The sequence below is a fragment of the Leptotrichia sp. oral taxon 221 genome (assembly GCF_018128245.1).
Taxonomy (GTDB): domain Bacteria; phylum Fusobacteriota; class Fusobacteriia; order Fusobacteriales; family Leptotrichiaceae; genus JABCPH02.
The window spans coordinates 752,314-769,284 of the sequence record NZ_CP072378.1; the positions used below are offsets into that span (position 1 = coordinate 752,314).

The 16,971-nt window shown below is 28.1% G+C and carries 11 protein-coding genes; 9 read left to right on the plus strand and 2 right to left on the minus strand.

Going from position 1 to position 16,971, the window contains the following annotated elements:
• Positions 1–3 precede the first annotated feature (3 nt).
• Positions 4–1,788 carry an oligopeptide ABC transporter substrate-binding protein gene (locus J4863_RS03375; protein WP_211619055.1) on the plus strand — a complete coding sequence of 595 codons (1,785 nt, stop codon included), beginning with the start codon at positions 4–6 and terminating at the stop codon, positions 1,786–1,788.
• Positions 1,789–1,956: 168 nt separating this feature from the next.
• On the plus strand, positions 1,957–3,612 hold the full coding sequence (locus J4863_RS03380; protein WP_249111568.1) for a Na/Pi cotransporter family protein: 1,656 nt from the start codon (positions 1,957–1,959) through the stop codon (positions 3,610–3,612).
• Positions 3,613–3,701: 89 nt separating this feature from the next.
• On the opposite strand, the gene J4863_RS03385 is transcribed toward J4863_RS03380, so the two are convergent.
• Positions 3,702–7,049, minus strand: a complete 3,348-nt coding sequence (locus J4863_RS03385) for an AAA family ATPase (protein WP_211619056.1) — start codon at positions 7,047–7,049, stop codon at positions 3,702–3,704.
• Complete coding sequence (locus J4863_RS03390) at positions 7,046–8,185, minus strand: exonuclease SbcCD subunit D (protein WP_211619057.1); 1,140 nt, start codon at positions 8,183–8,185, stop codon at positions 7,046–7,048. The genes J4863_RS03385 and J4863_RS03390 overlap by 4 nt, the downstream gene beginning before the upstream one ends.
• Before the next feature lie 161 nt (positions 8,186–8,346).
• Between J4863_RS03390 and J4863_RS03395 the strand changes: the two genes are divergently transcribed.
• From J4863_RS03395 to J4863_RS03425, 7 genes are all read left to right on the plus strand, one after another.
• A complete protein-coding gene (locus J4863_RS03395; RefSeq protein WP_211619058.1) occupies positions 8,347–8,811 on the plus strand; it encodes a hypothetical protein in 465 nt (154 codons plus the stop codon).
• Positions 8,812–8,902: 91 nt separating this feature from the next.
• Positions 8,903–9,643, plus strand: a complete 741-nt coding sequence (locus tag J4863_RS03400; RefSeq protein ID WP_211619059.1) for a gamma-glutamyl-gamma-aminobutyrate hydrolase family protein — start codon at positions 8,903–8,905, stop codon at positions 9,641–9,643.
• Between the two features lie 58 nt (positions 9,644–9,701).
• Positions 9,702–11,015, plus strand: a complete 1,314-nt coding sequence (locus tag J4863_RS03405) for a hypothetical protein (protein ID WP_211619060.1) — start codon at positions 9,702–9,704, stop codon at positions 11,013–11,015.
• Between the two features lie 183 nt (positions 11,016–11,198).
• A complete protein-coding gene (locus J4863_RS03410; protein WP_211619061.1) occupies positions 11,199–11,915 on the plus strand; it encodes a hypothetical protein in 717 nt (238 codons plus the stop codon).
• 92 nt (positions 11,916–12,007) lie between these two features.
• Positions 12,008–14,671: a cation-translocating P-type ATPase gene (locus J4863_RS03415; protein WP_211619062.1), complete on the plus strand. Its 2,664-nt coding sequence runs from the start codon at positions 12,008–12,010 to the stop codon at positions 14,669–14,671.
• Between the two features lie 194 nt (positions 14,672–14,865).
• On the plus strand, positions 14,866–15,840 hold the full coding sequence (locus J4863_RS03420) for an ABC transporter substrate-binding protein (protein WP_211619063.1): 975 nt from the start codon (positions 14,866–14,868) through the stop codon (positions 15,838–15,840).
• 116 nt (positions 15,841–15,956) lie between these two features.
• Positions 15,957–16,943 (plus strand): ABC transporter substrate-binding protein, encoded by a 987-nt coding sequence (locus tag J4863_RS03425; protein ID WP_211619064.1) that lies wholly within the window; start codon positions 15,957–15,959, stop codon positions 16,941–16,943.
• Positions 16,944–16,971 lie beyond the last annotated feature (28 nt).

The following is a 16,971-nucleotide window of genomic DNA, read 5'->3' on the forward strand; positions in this document are numbered from 1 at the left end:
AAAATGAAAAATGTAAAATATTTGGGATTGTTAATGATTTTGTTAGTGATTTTATCAGCTTGCAGTCCTGGAAAAAAGAGAAGTGAGCGTATTGGAGAAAAAGTCGAAAAAGTAAATTTTTCACTGGAAACAAAAAATAACGCTCCTGCAGTTGACGGATCCCCTTTAAGAGTCGCAATGGTAAAGGATGCTCCGTTAGTTGGAATTTTTGAAGAAACATTGTCAACAGATGGATATGATAGTGAAGTTAACAATACATTTATGAGTAATTCAATATTTGATGTAGATGAAAATTTCGAAGTAATTAATACAGGACTAGCAACAATGGATGTAGACGCAAACGCCAAAAAAGTAACAATTAAAATAAAAGATGGTGTAAAATGGAGTGACGGGCAACCGTTAGTGGCTGAAGATATCATTTATCCTTATGAAGTGGTAGGAAGTAAAGACTACACAGGTGTGCGATACGATACCGAAGCTAAAAAAATCGTTGGGATAGAAGATTACCATAACGGAAAAGCAAAAACAATTTCTGGAATTAAAAAAATTAATGATAAAACAGTAGAAATCTCGTTCACAGAAATGGGATTCAGCGTTTATACTTTAGGAAATGGAATAATAGCAACTGCCTTGCCAAAACATTATCTAAAAGATGTTCCAATAAAAGATTTAGTTTCTTCACCAAAGATAAGAACGAATATCGTAACATTAGGGCCTTATGTTCCTACAAAAATGATTCAAGGAGAAAGTATTCAATTTAAAGCAAACCCTTATTATTTCAAAGGAAAAGCCAAAATTGAAAAAGTAGTATTGGAAGTAATAAATCAACAATCAATAATTGCAGCATTGAAAACAGGTAGATACGATTATGTAATGTTTATGCCTGGAGATTTGTATGATTCATTAAAAGACTTGAAAAATACAGAAATTTTAGGAAGACAAGATTTATACTACTCTTATTTAGGATTTAAATTAGGACATTTTGATAAAAATAAAGGTATTAATATCACTGATCCAAAAGCAAAAATGGGAGACAAAAAATTACGTCAAGCAATGGCATACGGATTAAATATAGACCAAATGGTTCAAACATTCTATTCAGGAATAAGAGAACGTGCAACTTCAATGGTTCCGCCAGTAATGACTAAATATTTTCCAAAAGGCTTAAAAGGATATCCTTATGATCCAAAAAAAGCTAAAGAATTATTAGATGAAGCAGGTTACAAGGACATTAATGGAGATGGATACAGAGAAGATAAAAATGGTAAACCTTTTGTAATAAAAATGGCTTCAATGTCAGGTGGAGACATCGCCGAACCTCTAGCTCAATTTTATATCCAAAACTGGAAAGACATTGGATTAAAAGTAGTTTTAACAACTGGAAGATTAATAGAATTAAATACTTTTTATGATAAATTAGGAGCAGATGATAAGGATATCGACGTATTTTTTGCAGCATGGGGAGTTGGAAGTAGCTTAATTCCAAGTAGTACAGCTGGTAAAGACGCTCAATTTAATTATTCGAGATATGTTACTGAAGAAAATGAAAGATTAATGGACGATGTTGTAAGTCCAAAAACTTTAACAAATCCTAATTACAAAGCTGAAGCATACAAAAGATGGCAAGAATACTACATCGATCAAGCGGTTGTAGTACCATTAACTTACAAATATGTAATTTATCCAGTAAATAAAAGATTAAAAAATGTTTACATAGGATATGATTCAGCTAAATTAGGTAAAGATATAAATAAATGGGAATTAACAGCGAAAAAACCTATCAGATAAAAATATAAAAAATATATAATAAAATAAAAAAAATGCTTGATATTTTTTAAATTATAGTATACTATTAGAAAGTACGGAAGTGAGTATATTTAATTTTGAATATCTACAAGAGATATAAAATATATAAAAACTTATAGTGTACAATAAAAAATAGATAGGAGAGAAAAAATGGGTGCAGCGACATCATTGAACACGCTTAACTGGCAACAAATTATTTTTAGTTTCTTAGGTGGACTAGGAATGTTTTTATTCTGTATAAAGTATATGGGAGATGGATTGCAATTAGCAGCAGGAGATAGATTGAAATATATCTTAGACAAATATACAACTTCTCCATTTTTGGGAGTTTTAGTTGGAATATTTGTAACAGTGCTAATACAATCAAGTTCAGGAACAACAGTTATTACAATTGGATTAGTAAGTGCAGGATTATTAACTTTAAGACAAGCTATTGGAATAATAATGGGAGCGAATATAGGAACAACGATAACATCGTTCATAATTGGATTTAACATTTCGCATTTTTCATTACCGATAATATTTTTAGGAGCAGCGTTATTATTCTTCACAAAAGTAAAAACCCTTAACAATGCTGGTCGTATTTTATTCGGATTTGGAGGAATTTTCTATGCATTAACACTAATGTCTGGAGCAATGGAACCATTAAAATATTTACCAGATTTTAGAGTATGGACTGTTAATTTGAGTAAAAATCCAGTTTTAGGAGTATTCGTTGGAACATTAATTACAATGTTAGTTCAAGCATCAAGTGCAACAATAAGTATCTTACAAAATCTTTACCAAGAAGGATTGATTGATTTAAAAGGAGCATTACCAGTTTTATTTGGAGATAATATCGGTACAACAATTACAGCAATAATCGCAGTAATTGGTTCAAATACATCAGCAAAAAGATTAGCAGCTTCACACGTAATGTTTAACGTAATTGGAACATTAATATTTTTAATTTTATTAAGTCCTTTTTCTTCGTTCATTGGATTCATGCAAAAATTCTTGCATCTAAATCCTAAAATGACAATAGCATTTTCTCATGGTACATTTAATGCAGTTACAACAGTTTTATTATTCCCATTCATTGGAGCTTTGGAATACATTGTTGTTAAGTTGATTAAAGAGAAAAAAGAAGTGGAAAAAGATGTCTACACAGTTAAATATTTAGACCCAATGTTGATGGGAACACCAAGTATTGCGTTGGGACAAGTAAAATTAGAATTGATTGAAATGACTAATTTCTCATTGGAAAATATAAAAGAATCGGTAGAATTTTTCAATACAAGAGAGGAAAAATACGCTAAAGAAGTAGAAGAAAAAGAAGAAGTTATAAACTACATTGATCAAGAAATTACAAAATACTTGACAGGAATATTGAGAGAAAATCTTAATGATAAAGACGGAGAAGATGTTACAGCTTATTTAGATATGTGTAGAGATATTGAAAGAATCGGAGATCACGCAGCTGGAATAATTCGAGAAGTTAATTTAGGAATGAAAAAAAGTTTAAAATTCTCTAACTTAGTATATGAAGAAGTGGATACATTAACTAAAATTATAGTTAAAATGATAGAACTTTCAATCGAAGCAGTAAAAGATTCTAACAAAGAAAAAGCAATTGAAGTGTTAGATTTACATAATAAATTATACACAAAAGATAAAGAAATAAGGAAAAAACACCAAAAAAGATTGAGTGCACAAGAATGTGAAATAAAATCAGGATTGTTGTACACAGATTTATTATTACATTTCACTAGAGTAGGAGATCATGCAAGAAATCTAGCAGAAAAAGTAATAAATGGAATGGTTTAATATTTGGTAGAATATAATATAAAATTAAAACTATCTTGTGAAAGTTATTTTACAAGATAGTTTTTTATTTCCATTTAAATTAATTTAAATCAGCTAATAATATTCGCAGTACTAGTCCCGTCAGTAGATTTTGTTACAACAATTTGCTTATCAATCCGATTTTTTAACTCTTCAACGTGAGAAATAATACCAATAAGTTTATTTTCATCAGACAATTTTATAAGTGCGTCAATTGCTGTTTTTAAGGTATCTTCGTCAAGTGTACCGAATCCTTCGTCAATAAACATTGTATCAAGTTGTATTCCTCCTGACATTGATTGAATTTCATCAGAAAACCCTAGAGCAAGTGACAGAGAAGCCATGAATGATTCACCACCAGAAAGCGTTCTAACATTCCGAGTTGTATTGTTGTAGTGGTCGATGATTTCTAGTTCTAAGCCACTTTTTGATTTTGCATCTTTAGCTTCTTCTTCTCTTTTTAACTCATATTGAGCATTTGACATAATCATAAACCGCAAATTAGCTCTAGCGATAACCCTTTCAAAATATTTCATTTGAATATAAGTTTCAAAAGTAATTTTATCTTTTCCGCTAATTGTACCTTTTGTAGTCGCTGAAAGAGCCTGTATTGAGTCATATTTTTTTCTTATTTCAAATAATTTTTTAGATTGTTTTCCAATTTCATTTAATAATTTTTCATTAGCAATCAAATTAAACTTATTCTTATCAAATTTTTCTTTATGTTCTTTCAATTCCAAATCAATTTCTTTCTGTTGCTCTAAAAGTTCGTTTTTATCTTTAAAAGAACGATTTTGAATATCCAATTTTAAATTTGAGATTTCTCCTTCAAGACTTGCTAATTTTATTTGCAAATTATTTAAAATTTCCTTTTCACTATTGATTTTATTTTCAGTTTTTAAAATATTATTTTTTAGCTCATTAATTTTTGTCAAAGAAACAGTTTCATCTTTAAATTCTAATGATAACGAATCATTCATTTCAGCTAAATCCTTATTTAGAAGATTCAATCGTGTTTTAATTGCAACTTGCTCAGATTCATTTTCCTTAATAAAACTCGAAATTTCATTAAGTTTTTCTTCAATTTTTGGAAATTCTTCTTCCAATTTTTTAAATAGATTAACATTTGTTTCTTCAGATTCAATATTTCTATCAACCAAATCTAATTGTTCAGACAAATTCTGTTCCTTAGTAGTCACCAATTTTTCAATAGAATCAATCCAATTTTTTAAATTATTAGTAGAATTTAGTTCCTCATTTTTCATTTGAGAATCAGAAACCAAATTACTATTTTCAGAAATCGATTTAGAAATAATTTTAATATTTTCCTCTAACTTAATCTTCTGATTTTCGAGCGTTTTTTTATCACTATCAAGTGAATTAAACTTCTCGTTTTTAATCTTTAATTCTTTATTCAACGATTGAATTTCCTTCTCAATTGTTTCCTTCTCAATTTTTCTATTATTTTCTTTATCTATCAAATTTCCAATTTCAATTAATTTATTTTCTAAAAATAAACTTTGTTCTTCAATCCAATTTTCTGCATTTTCAAATTCAATTTTTTCATTATTTAACACTTTTTCAAAAGATTTTTTTCTATCTTCAAGTTTTCCTTTTATCCCAGAACAAATTTCACTTTGAGATTTTACCTCATTAGAAAGAGACAGAGCTTCATTTTCAAATTTTTCAATTTCATCTTTATCAAGATTCAAAATATCTTCTTCTGAAAGTATTTTAGCTGGATGTGGATGCGATGTTGAACCACAAACTGGACATTTTTCCCCTTCAACTAATTGTTGAGCGAGAATACCAGCTTGATTGTCGTTATAATTTTTTCTCATTTTTTTAGCAAGAGAATCTTTCTGAGCATATTTTTCAGAAATTTCAGTATATTTTTTTTGTTCATTTTCTAATTCTACATTCAAATTCTTTATTTCAGAATATAAATTTTTATAAGAGTTTATATCTTGAATTCTAGAATTGTAATTAATTTTTTCAATTTCTATTTTGTTCTCATTTTTTTGAATATCATTAAAAGTTAACAGTTGATTATTTTGATTTTCAATATTCTTTTCCAAAGAAGCAATTTCATTTCTTAAAGAATTAATGTCAAAATCAAATGTTATAATTGTTTCATTAATTTTTTCCAACTCACTGTTTTTAGAATTATAATCAAAAATATAATTTTTAAAAGTTGCTAATTCTTTAAATTTTAATTCTAAATTATTTTTCTCATAAATAAATTCTTGTAATTTTATATTAGAATTTTTCAATTTTTCTTTATCGTTTTTATTTTTGTCTAATAATAAAGATTGTTCATTTTTTTGAGTTTCTAAATCCAACTTTTCAGAAATTTTTATTTCAAGCGAATCATTTTCTTCAGAAATTTTCTTTTTTAGATTAGAAATTTTTTCATAAATCTCTAAATCTTTTTCAATAGAGCTAATTTTATCAGTATTATTCTTAATTGATTTTTGTAATTCTGGATGAAGTAAAATCAAATCTTTATAGATTTTAACATCTTTATTTACAATTTCAAATTCGCTATTTTTTTGCTCTAACTGTAATTTTTTATTTTCAACTTCTTGTGCTTCATTCAAAGCCAATAAATTTTTCTCTTTTTTTGCTTGAATTTCATCATTTTCACGAGAATAAATATCATTTTTCTTTTTTTGAAAGTCAATAACTTCTTCTAAGAACTCTTGAAAATTAGTCTTAATCCTATTTTCATAGTCTGGAAATTTTTCTAAAAACTCTTCGTTTTCATCAAATGAGATATTTTCTTTAGAATTACTCAATTTATCTGTTAGAGAGTTATATTGATTTTTATATTTATCATTCAATTCATCAAGTTTTTTTTCAAAAGATTCATATTTTTCAGTATTAAAAATTTTTCTAAAGGTTTGGCTTCGCTCTTTTGTGTCTGCAAGTAAAATTTTCATAAAATCACCTTGAGCAATCATACAAATTTGCTTAAATTGTTTTTGAGTAATTCCTAAAATTTCTTCAACTTTTTTATTAACATTTTTTTCACTCTTGTCTATTATTTTTCCATCTGGTAGGATTAAAGTGGCGTTTGCAGCTTGTTTTGTAGTTGGATTTTTTCCTCTTTTCGCAAGTCTTTCGTATTCAGGATTTCTTCTAATTACATATTTTTCATCTCTGTAAAGAAATTCCAATTCAACAAAAGTTTCAGTAGACAAATCAGCATATTTTGAACGTAGCATTTTTCCATCACGATCTTTACCACTAGCCTCTCCAAAAAGTGCAAAGTTTATCGCATCAAAAATAGTAGTTTTTCCAGCACCAGTATCTCCTGTAATTAAATAAATACCATAATTCCCCAATTTTTCTAAATCAAATACTTGCTCTTTAGCGTAAGGTCCAAAGCCAGAAACAGTTAATTTTAAAGGTCTCATTTATTTTCCTCCCAAACTTCTTCCATTATTTTTTTTATAATTTCCTTTTGCTCATCGTTCATTTCTTTATTATTTTGCAATTTATAGAATTCTGAAAAAATTTCTAATGGATTTTTATTTTCGATAACCATGTCATCTAGATTTATTTTTCTAGATTCACGAGTTCGTATGTTATCGTATTCTAATTTCATAATATTTTTGTAAATAACTCGCAATTTTTGTATCGCATCAGCCACATTAAATTCATCAGTCAAAGTAACATGAATGTAATCGTCAGTATTAGTATTTTCATAGCTAGTTTTTGTAGTTAATTCTTCGTAAGTCCCCCTTATTTTACGCATATCCCTTTTAGGAATAAGAGGAATCATACGTAAATTAAAATCCTCTTTTGAGTTAATTTCTATTATTGAAACAGATTTTGTATCATTAACTTCAGAAAATGAGTATTTTAAAGGTGTTCCACAATAACGAATTCTCTCTGTACCAATTTTTTGCGGTCTATGAATATGTCCAAGTGCAACATAATCAAAATCCTCAAAAACAGAAGCATCAACATTATCAAGCCCTCCAACACTAATTTCTTCAGATTCAGTTCGACTCGCTCCAGTCACAAACTGATGTGCAATCAAAATATTTATTTCAGAAGTGTCAAGTTTTAAATTATCGATAACAACCTTTATTGCATCAGTATAAGATTCAATTTTTTCATCTGGGAAAAATCGTTTAACATGACTAGGTTTCACAAATGGCAAAAGATAAAAATTAGCACTTCCAAAATCGTTCTTTAGAGTGTATTTTGAAATTTTTCCATTATAAACTGGTGAAATATAAATTTTCCCCATCGCCATAAGACTTGAACCAAAAGCTAATCTTTCAGCAGAATCATGATTTCCACTAATTATAAAAGTAGTCGTCTTTCGCTTAGAAATACCCGCTATAAAGCTATCTAGCAATTCCACTGCTTCAATAGATGGAACTTGCTTATCATAAACATCCCCTGCAATTATTACCGCATCAGGCTTCTCCTTATCAATAATTTCTAAAATTTGATTTAAAATATGTTTTTGGTCGTCAATCATTGAAAATTCATTGACTCTTTTTCCAATATGTAAATCAGCTAAATGAATTATTTTCACTATAAATCCCCTCTTTTCATTAAAATTTATAAAATTTTTAAAATGTTACAAAAATATTATACTATAAAATTAAAAAATGATAAACAAAAAAATAAATAGCTATACAGTGAAAATTTTGATATAATTTAAAATGTGAAAAAGAAAAAGGAGAACGTGAGTTTATGAAAAAAATATTAATATTGAGTATGTTTTTAGGAAGTTTTAGTAGTTTTGCATTAGGATATGATTTACCGTTTACAAATGATGGAAAATTTTATGAGGAAAAATTGTTAAATAGAGAAATAAGTACTGAAGATACAACTTTAAAAATAGAAAAATTGTCAGATCAAAAATATAAAGTTGTATATTATAATGATTTTGAAACAGGAGAGAAGACTGATAAACCAACATTTTCAGTAGATGCAATGAAAAATAAAAATATGATATGTGACGATACAGACGTTTGTATTGCATATGATACAAAATTGAAAAGAGCTGTATTTGTAGATAAAGATACAAATAAAATTATTTTTCCTGAAGTATTAGATAGCGATAATGGAAAAACAGATGAAATTTTAGAAAAATTGTATCCGAATGATTTTGGAAAGGCTAAAGACAATGATATTGAGTCTGGAGTAGAGCGTTAAAAATGTTAGTTAAATGAAATTAATTGACTATACAAACAAAATGTGATTAAATATATTTGTGAATTGCTTTAGTTTGAAGGAGGATAAGAGAATGAGTAAAAAACCTATAATTGGAATTTCAGGAAGTGTACAAATTTCAGAAAAAGGATTATTTGCAGGACATAGAAGAGCTTGCGTCGGAAATAATTATGTGGAAGCAGTGATTGCTGCTGGAGGAATTCCTTTTATCATCCCAATTAATGCAGATGAGGATGTTATTAGAGGAGCTGTTGATGCAATTGATGCTTTAATTATGTCAGGAGGTCACGATGTATCTCCAATTTGCTATAACGAAGAACCTATGCAAAAATTAGAAGCTACATTTCTTGAAAGAGATAAATTTGATTCATTATTGATAGGTGAAGCTCAAAAGAAAGGGAAACCTATTTTAGGAATCTGTCGTGGAGTTCAAATTTTGAATGTTGTAAATGGTGGGACATTGTACCAAGACGTTTCTTATGCAAAAGATGTCTTCATTCAACATTTTCAAAAAACTAAATCAGATGATTTATCTCATTCTGTAAAAATTGATAAAAACAGTTTTTTAGGAGATATTTTTGATGGAGAAGAAACAGGATTAATTAACAGTTTCCATCATCAAATTTTGAAGGATGTGGCACCTGGATTTAGAGTGATTGCACAAAGTCCAGATGGAGCTATTGAAGGTATTCAAAAAGATTGTGACGATAATTTGATTGTTGGATTACAGTGGCATCCAGAATTATTAGCTGCGAACAATATTCCAGCACAAAAAATATTCAAAAAATTTATAAAATATGTTACAGAAAAATAAAATGTGACACAATTCTTTGATGTTGTGCCATATTATTGATGATTGGAGATGAATAAAATTGGCAAAAAAGAATGAAAAAGTTGTGTTACTAATTGAAGAATTAAAATTGATAAATAAAAATATTTTTTTTGATTTAGTGATTGATAATTTTAATAATGATTTGTTAGAAAAAAAATTTGGGAAAAAATTGAATGAAAATTCAATTTTTTTTGAGAGAGAAATTGATATTATTGGGAAAATTGATGAGTTAAATAAAGATTTTTTGAGAAAAATTGTAGAAACAAATAATTCTTATGTTGAAAAGAAATGTTTGAATTTTGCGAAAGAAGACTATTTGAGGGAATTTCAGAGGGATAAAATTTTAAGGGTAAACGGAAGAGGATTGAATCCAGAGCAAATGATAATGTATGTTTTAAGTACAAATAAACTGGTTGAATTTTTAGATTTTTTCAAGGAAGAATATTTTAAATATATCGAGAAATTGAAAGAGAATAAGCAGGAAATATTGGAGAAAGAGACATTTTTGAAAGAAGCTATGGAAGAACTGGAAAATGAGGATTTTGAGAAGGAATTTCAAGAGAGTATAAGTGCAAAATATATAAATGTTAAGAAGAGAAATTTGGAAAAATTATCGCAAAAATATGGTTTAGAATTTGATGAAGAAAATAGAAAATTTAATGTTTCAGCAGAATTTATCAGCTTTTTTGATGAAAAAATGAAGGAATATTTTTTGATGAGAAAAAATTTTAAGAGAGGGTTTGAGTTTTTTAATATAAATTCGTATAAGGTTAGTGAAAAAGAAAGGGATTTAGAAGAGATAATTACTGACATTGAGGGAATTGAGCAGGAAAATAAATTTTTAAATTCTATTTGTGATAAACTTGAAGAAGAAAATAAAAAGTTGAAGGAAGATTTGAGAAAACACAGGAATAAAGAGGCTGAGAAGACGATTAAAAAACAGAAAAAAGAAATTAAAAAATTGAGTATTCAGATAAAAAGTCTTGAAAAAGAAATTGAAAATATGGAACAGGATGAGAATATTGAAGTAGTTGAAAATGTGAATATAAAAGAGTTGTCAGAAGAAAAGACGATAGACTTGACGAATCAGAATGTAAAAGTAGTTGGTGGTAGATGGAGTCAAAAAGTTATTGAAAAAGCTGAAAAATATGCGAAAGAAAAAGGATTTAAAATAGAATTTATTCATGCTACAGCTGTTTTTAGAAACTCAGATAAATTAAAAAATTCAGATATCGTAATCTTTGATACATCTTACAACTCTCATTCAGCATATTACAAGCTAAAAAGCTACGGAGTCAAAATATATCGAATTTCAACTTCAAATTTAGATAAAATCAAAAATTTTTCTAAATAATTTTTTGCTGAAATTATATGAGTTAGTAAATGAGAAGCATAGTTATATTAATAGTTATATTAAATGAAAGACTTTAATTTTTGTAAAAAAAATGATATGATATACAAATATGAATACTTTTTAGTGAGGAAGAAAAAATTTCAATAATAAAAGAAATGGAAAAAATACAGAAAAGGAGAAAAAATGAAGAAATTATTGTATTTGTTATCAATTATAGTTACGTTGATTTTGATTGTTAATTTTTCTAAAAAAATAACGAGAAATTATAGATTAAATTTGACGGAAAATTTCTATTTAGAAGATAAATTTTCAAAAGTGAATAAAAATGTTGAAGCTATATTGATTGGAAAAGATTATAGCTATTCTGATAGTTCGAAACAGAATTATTATACAAGAAATGAGTACGGTTATGTAGATAAATTACTTAGGATAAATGAAGTTTGGGTTGGAAGGATAGCTCCTTATGAGGAAACAATGAAAGATGCTACATATTTTTGGGATGACGAAGATATGTCTAATTTGATATTAAAAGAAAAATTGAAAGAATATGCGGGATATTTTGTGATTGATAAGGATTTTGTGCAAAAGGGAATGACAGAAGATCAATTGAAAAATTATTTGAGCGAAAAGAAACTGAATTTCAAAAATCCTAGCTATTATATAGAAAGTTTAGGAACAAAGGAAAATTTGGAGCCTAAATATCTTGAAAAAAATGAAAAATTAATTGAAGCTGGAAAAAATCCAAGAACAATTAAATATTATGAAGATACTAGAAGATTTATAAAAAATGGGTTGACAGTGTTATTAATATTTGAAATTATTGGATTTGTGATGTCTTTTAAAAGAAGAATTAAAAGAGCAGTTAAGAAAATTTTACGAAATACAGTATATTTTCAGTAGATTTTAGAACTTTTGTAAAAAAAGAGTGAAATAAATACAAATTTAGTGTATAATATACCAAAAATATAAAATTTAAGAAAGAGGTGGAGTCAATGTGGTTTACTAAATCACAAGAGGCTGTTTTAAAGGAATTAAATGTTAATTCTAAAACAGGATTATCAACGGAGGAAGCAAAAAATAGGCTTGAAAAATATGGTCTAAATAAATTGAAAGGGAAACCAAAAAAAAGTTTATTACAATTATTTTTAGCACAATTAAAAGATGTGTTAATTTATGTATTGATTGGTGCAGCTGTAATTAATATTATTGCACATGGAACAGAAGGAATACCGGATGCATTAATAATTTTAGCGGTTGTTTTAATTAATGCGTTAGTTGGGGTTATTCAAGAGTCAAAAGCTGAAAAGGCGTTGGAAGCATTACAACAAATGACTGCTCCAAAAAGTTTAGTTAGAAGAAATGGTGAAGTTATAGAAATTAATTCAGAAGAATTAGTGCCAGGAGATATTTTAATAATTGATGCAGGAAGATATATTCCAGCAGATGTTAGACTTATTGAAAGTGCTAATTTACAAATTCAAGAGTCATCATTAACAGGAGAATCAGTTCCAAGTGAAAAAAATGCAGACTTTATTACTTCAGATGAAAAAATATCTGTTGGAGATAAAGAAAATATGGCATTTATGTCTACAATAGCAATTTATGGTAGAGGAGAAGGAGTTGTTGTTGCAACAGCGATGGATACTGAAATTGGTAAGATTGCGAAAATATTAGATGAAGATGAAAATATGTTGACACCATTGCAAATTAAGTTGGAGGAATTAGGAAAAACTCTAGGTTATGGAGCTTTGGCAATTTGTGGAATTATTTTTGTTGTAGGAATGTTACAAGGTAGACAAGTTGTAGAAATGTTTATGACTTCAATAAGTTTGGCGGTTGCGGCAATTCCAGAAGGATTGGTTGCGATTGTAGCGATTGTATTGTCATTAGGTGTAAAATCCATGTCTAGAAAAAATGCAATTGTTAGAAAATTACCAGCAGTAGAAACATTGGGAGCTGTAAATATCATATGTTCAGACAAAACTGGTACATTAACTCAAAACAAAATGACAGTTGTAAAAACTTATACTTTGGATAATTTAAAAGATATTTCAGATGAAAGAAATCAAAAAGCAAATGTAGATGAAACTGAATTAATTAGATCATTCGTATTATGTTCAGATGCTTCAATTGATGGTGGACAAGATGTTGGAGATCCAACAGAAGTTGCATTAGTAGTATTAGGTGACAAATTTAATTTAGAAAAAAATACATTGAATGCTGAATATAAAAGGGTTGGAGAAAATCCATTTGATTCTGACAGAAAATTAATGTCAACATTAAATGAAGAAGGTAATAAATTTAGAGTACATACAAAAGGTGCGATTGACAATATTTTGATGAGATCGAATAGAATTTTAGTAAATGGAGAAATTTTGTCAATAACAGATGAAGCTAAAGCGAAAATATTGAAAGTGGCTGAAAATATGTCAGATGATGCTTTAAGAGTGTTAGGAGTTGCTTTTAAAGATGTTAATACAGAAATTGCTCCTGAAGAAATGGAAAAAGATTTAGTTGTTGTTGGTATAGTTGGAATGATTGATCCGCCTAGAATAGAAGTAAAAGGTTCAATAGAAGAAGCTAAAAGAGCTGGAATAACACCAATTATGATTACAGGAGATCACAAAAATACAGCAGTTGCGATTGCTAAAGAATTAGGAATTGCGACAGATATTAGTCAAAGTTTGACAGGTTCAGAAATTGACTCGATTCCAGATGAAAAATTTGCGAAAGAAATCAATAATTATAGAGTGTTTGCGAGAGTTTCTCCAGAACATAAAGTTAAAATTGTAAGAGCGTTTAAAAAGCAAGGAAATATTGTTTCAATGACTGGAGATGGAGTAAATGATGCACCATCGCTAAAATCAGCTGATATTGGTGTTGCAATGGGAATTACAGGAACAGATGTTTCTAAAGGTGCGAGTGATATGATTTTAACAGATGATAATTTTACTACAATAGTTCATGCAATTGAAGAAGGAAGAAATATTTATAACAATATTAAAAAGACAATTATGTTCTTGCTTTCTTGTAACTTAGGAGAAGTATTATGTGTGTTTTTTGCAACAGTATTTGGATGGGCAATGCCGTTAGTTCCAACTCAATTATTATGGGTAAACTTAATAACTGACACGTTACCAGCAATTTCATTGGGAATGGACCCAGGTGATAAAGATGTTATGAATAGAAAACCAAGAGATCCAAAGGAAAGTTTCTTTGCAGAAGGTGCTGGAATGAGAGCGATTGTTGGAGGAGTTTTAATAGGAATATTAACATTAGTAGCATTTTATTTAGGAATTATTCATTTTGGAGACGTTTCTATAAAAGAAGCAAAAGATGGTACAGAAATAGTTACTTACGGAAGAACAATGGCATTTATAGTGCTTACTTTCTCTCAATTATTTTATTCATTATCAATGAGAAATAGTAAAAAAACTATATTTGAAGTAGGATTCTTCGGTAACATGTTTTTAATAATTTCAATTATAATAAGTATTATATTACAAGTTTTATTAATTTCAATCCCACCAATTGCAGAAATGTTTAAAGTAACAGCATTAGATCCAAGTCATTGGGGAATGGTAATCGGACTTTCATTAATTCCATTTGCAATAAATGAAATTATAAAAGTTGTTACAAGAGGAAAAAGTGAATAATTTTTAAACGAAAAAATTGTCTTGTAAAGTATATTTGCAAGGCAATTTTATTTTTAAATAGGAAGTAAAGTTTAATAGAAGTAACTTAGTTTTCAAAAAAATAATTGTGATAGACAAAAAGAAAACTCACTTGCTTTTAATAAAAAAAAATGGTATTATTTAGTAGAAATTTTGTAGGATAGTAGGAGGAATATATGAAAAAAATATTAACATTATTAAGTCTTATGACATTAATGATATTAAGTTGTGGAAATGGGAACACTAGTCAGGAGAAAAAAAGTGATTCTGCTTCAACGGGAGGTTCTAAAAAATATAGAATAGGAATTACTCAAATTGTAGCACATCCAGCATTAGACAGTGCTAGAGAAGGATTTAAAGCGGCTTTTAAAGAGGCGGGAATCGATGCAGATTTTGATGAAAAAAATGCAAATGGAGAAGCAGCAACAGCAAATTTGATAGCAAATAGCTTTGTTAGTTCAAAAGTGGATTTAATTTATTCTATTGCAACAAGTACAACTCAAGCTGCAGCACAATCGACAAATACAATACCAGTAGTATTTTCAGCGATAACTGATCCAGAATCAGCAGGAATTTTGAAAAATAATGTAACAGGAGTAAGTGACAGAGTAGATATCAAACAACAATTACAATTATTGTTGAAATTGGATAGTAAAATAAAAAAAGTAGGTGTTATTTACAATTCTTCAGAACAAAATTCAAAAGTTCAGGTTGATGATTTAAAAGCAGCAGCAAAAGAATTAGGTATAGAAGTAGTAGAGAAAAGTGTTATTCAAGCTAGCGAAATTCCCCAAGCAGCAGATGCTTTAACAAGAGAATCTGATGCAATTTATTTGCCAACTGATAATTTAGTAGCTTCAGTAGTAAATCTTTTGACAGATAAAGCAACAGCAGCGAAAAAAATAGTTTTTGGTGCTGAATCTGCACATGTAAAAGGTGGAGCATTGATTACACAAGGAATAGATTATTACGAAATGGGTAAACAAGCTGGTAAAATAGCAATTGATATTTTGAAAAATGGTAAAAAACCTTCAGAAATTAAATATCAAAGAATGTCTTTAAATGATATTGTTGTAAATGGAAAAACAATGGCAGCATTAGGAATTACATTGCCAGAGGACATAAAATCAAAAGCTAAAATAATAAATTAAAATGGTTTTTGAAAATATAAAGTTGATATTAATGTTTTTTTGAATTTCGTTAATTATAATGTTGAAATTATCAAAAAAATAATATATAAAAATAAAATAAAGAAAGGAATTAGGATATGAAAAAATTTTTAATATTAGCCATGAGTGCGTTAATGGTTTTTGCATGTGGAAAAAAGAGTAGTGAAAACAACTCTACAGCTGAAAAATCAACCACTCAAACACAAACAGCAGGAAAAACTTATAAAATTGGTGTTACACAATTTATGACACATCCGTCATTGGATTTAGTAAAAAAAGGATTTGAAAAAGCCTTTGAAGAAGCTGGAATTAAAGCAGATTTTGATGAAAAAAATGCGAATGGAGAAGTAACAACAGCAAACTTAATCGCAAGTAATTATAAAGCAGATAAAAAGGATTTAGTATTTGGTATAGCAACGCCTTCGGCACAAGCATTGGCAAATAATATAACAGATATACCAGTATTGTTTTCAGCAGTAACTGATCCAGCTGTAGCAAAAATATTAAATAAAAATGTAACAGGAACAAGTGATAAATTAGAAAATGTTGGAGAACAATTAGATATTCTTTTAAAATTAAAACCAGGAGTAAAAAAAATAGGAGTTTTATATAATACTTCTGAACAAAATTCAATTGTGCAAGTTGAAGAAATTAAAAAACAAGCACAAGCTAAACATTTAGAAGTTGTAGTCCAAGGTGTAACAAATTTTGGTGAATTAGCACAAGCAACTAAAAATTTAGTAGCTTCAACAGATGCTTTATATTTGCCAACTGATAATTTAGTTGTTTCAAGTATAAGCTTGATAGCTTCGGAAGCTATAAATGCTAAAAAACCAGTAGTATCAAGTGAAAATTCATCTGTTGAATTAGGAGCTTTATTTACAATGGGATTAGATTATTATGAATTAGGTAAGAGAACTGGAGAAATGGCAATTGAAATTTTAAAAGGAAAACCAGTTTCAGATATACCATTTGAAACATCGAAAAAAATGAAATTATACGTAAATGAAGATACAGCAAAAGCTTTAGGAATCGATGTAAAAAATCCTGCATTGGCAAATGCTGAAATCATTAAAAAGAAATAATAAAAAAGTAAAATAAAGTAAGGAAGAA

Coding starts and splice junctions, on each gene's coding strand:
- J4863_RS03385 (WP_211619056.1), bottom strand. CDS start 7,049: ATGAGACCTTTAAAATTAACTGTTTCTGGCTTTGGACCTTACGCTAAA.
- J4863_RS03415 (WP_211619062.1), top strand. CDS start 12,008: ATGTGGTTTACTAAATCACAAGAGGCTGTTTTAAAGGAATTAAATGTT.
- J4863_RS03395 (WP_211619058.1), top strand. CDS start 8,347: ATGAAAAAAATATTAATATTGAGTATGTTTTTAGGAAGTTTTAGTAGT.
- J4863_RS03420 (WP_211619063.1), top strand. CDS start 14,866: ATGAAAAAAATATTAACATTATTAAGTCTTATGACATTAATGATATTA.
- J4863_RS03410 (WP_211619061.1), top strand. CDS start 11,199: ATGAAGAAATTATTGTATTTGTTATCAATTATAGTTACGTTGATTTTG.
- J4863_RS03380 (WP_249111568.1), top strand. CDS start 1,957: ATGGGTGCAGCGACATCATTGAACACGCTTAACTGGCAACAAATTATT.
- J4863_RS03375 (WP_211619055.1), top strand. CDS start 4: ATGAAAAATGTAAAATATTTGGGATTGTTAATGATTTTGTTAGTGATT.
- J4863_RS03425 (WP_211619064.1), top strand. CDS start 15,957: ATGAAAAAATTTTTAATATTAGCCATGAGTGCGTTAATGGTTTTTGCA.
- J4863_RS03400 (WP_211619059.1), top strand. CDS start 8,903: ATGAGTAAAAAACCTATAATTGGAATTTCAGGAAGTGTACAAATTTCA.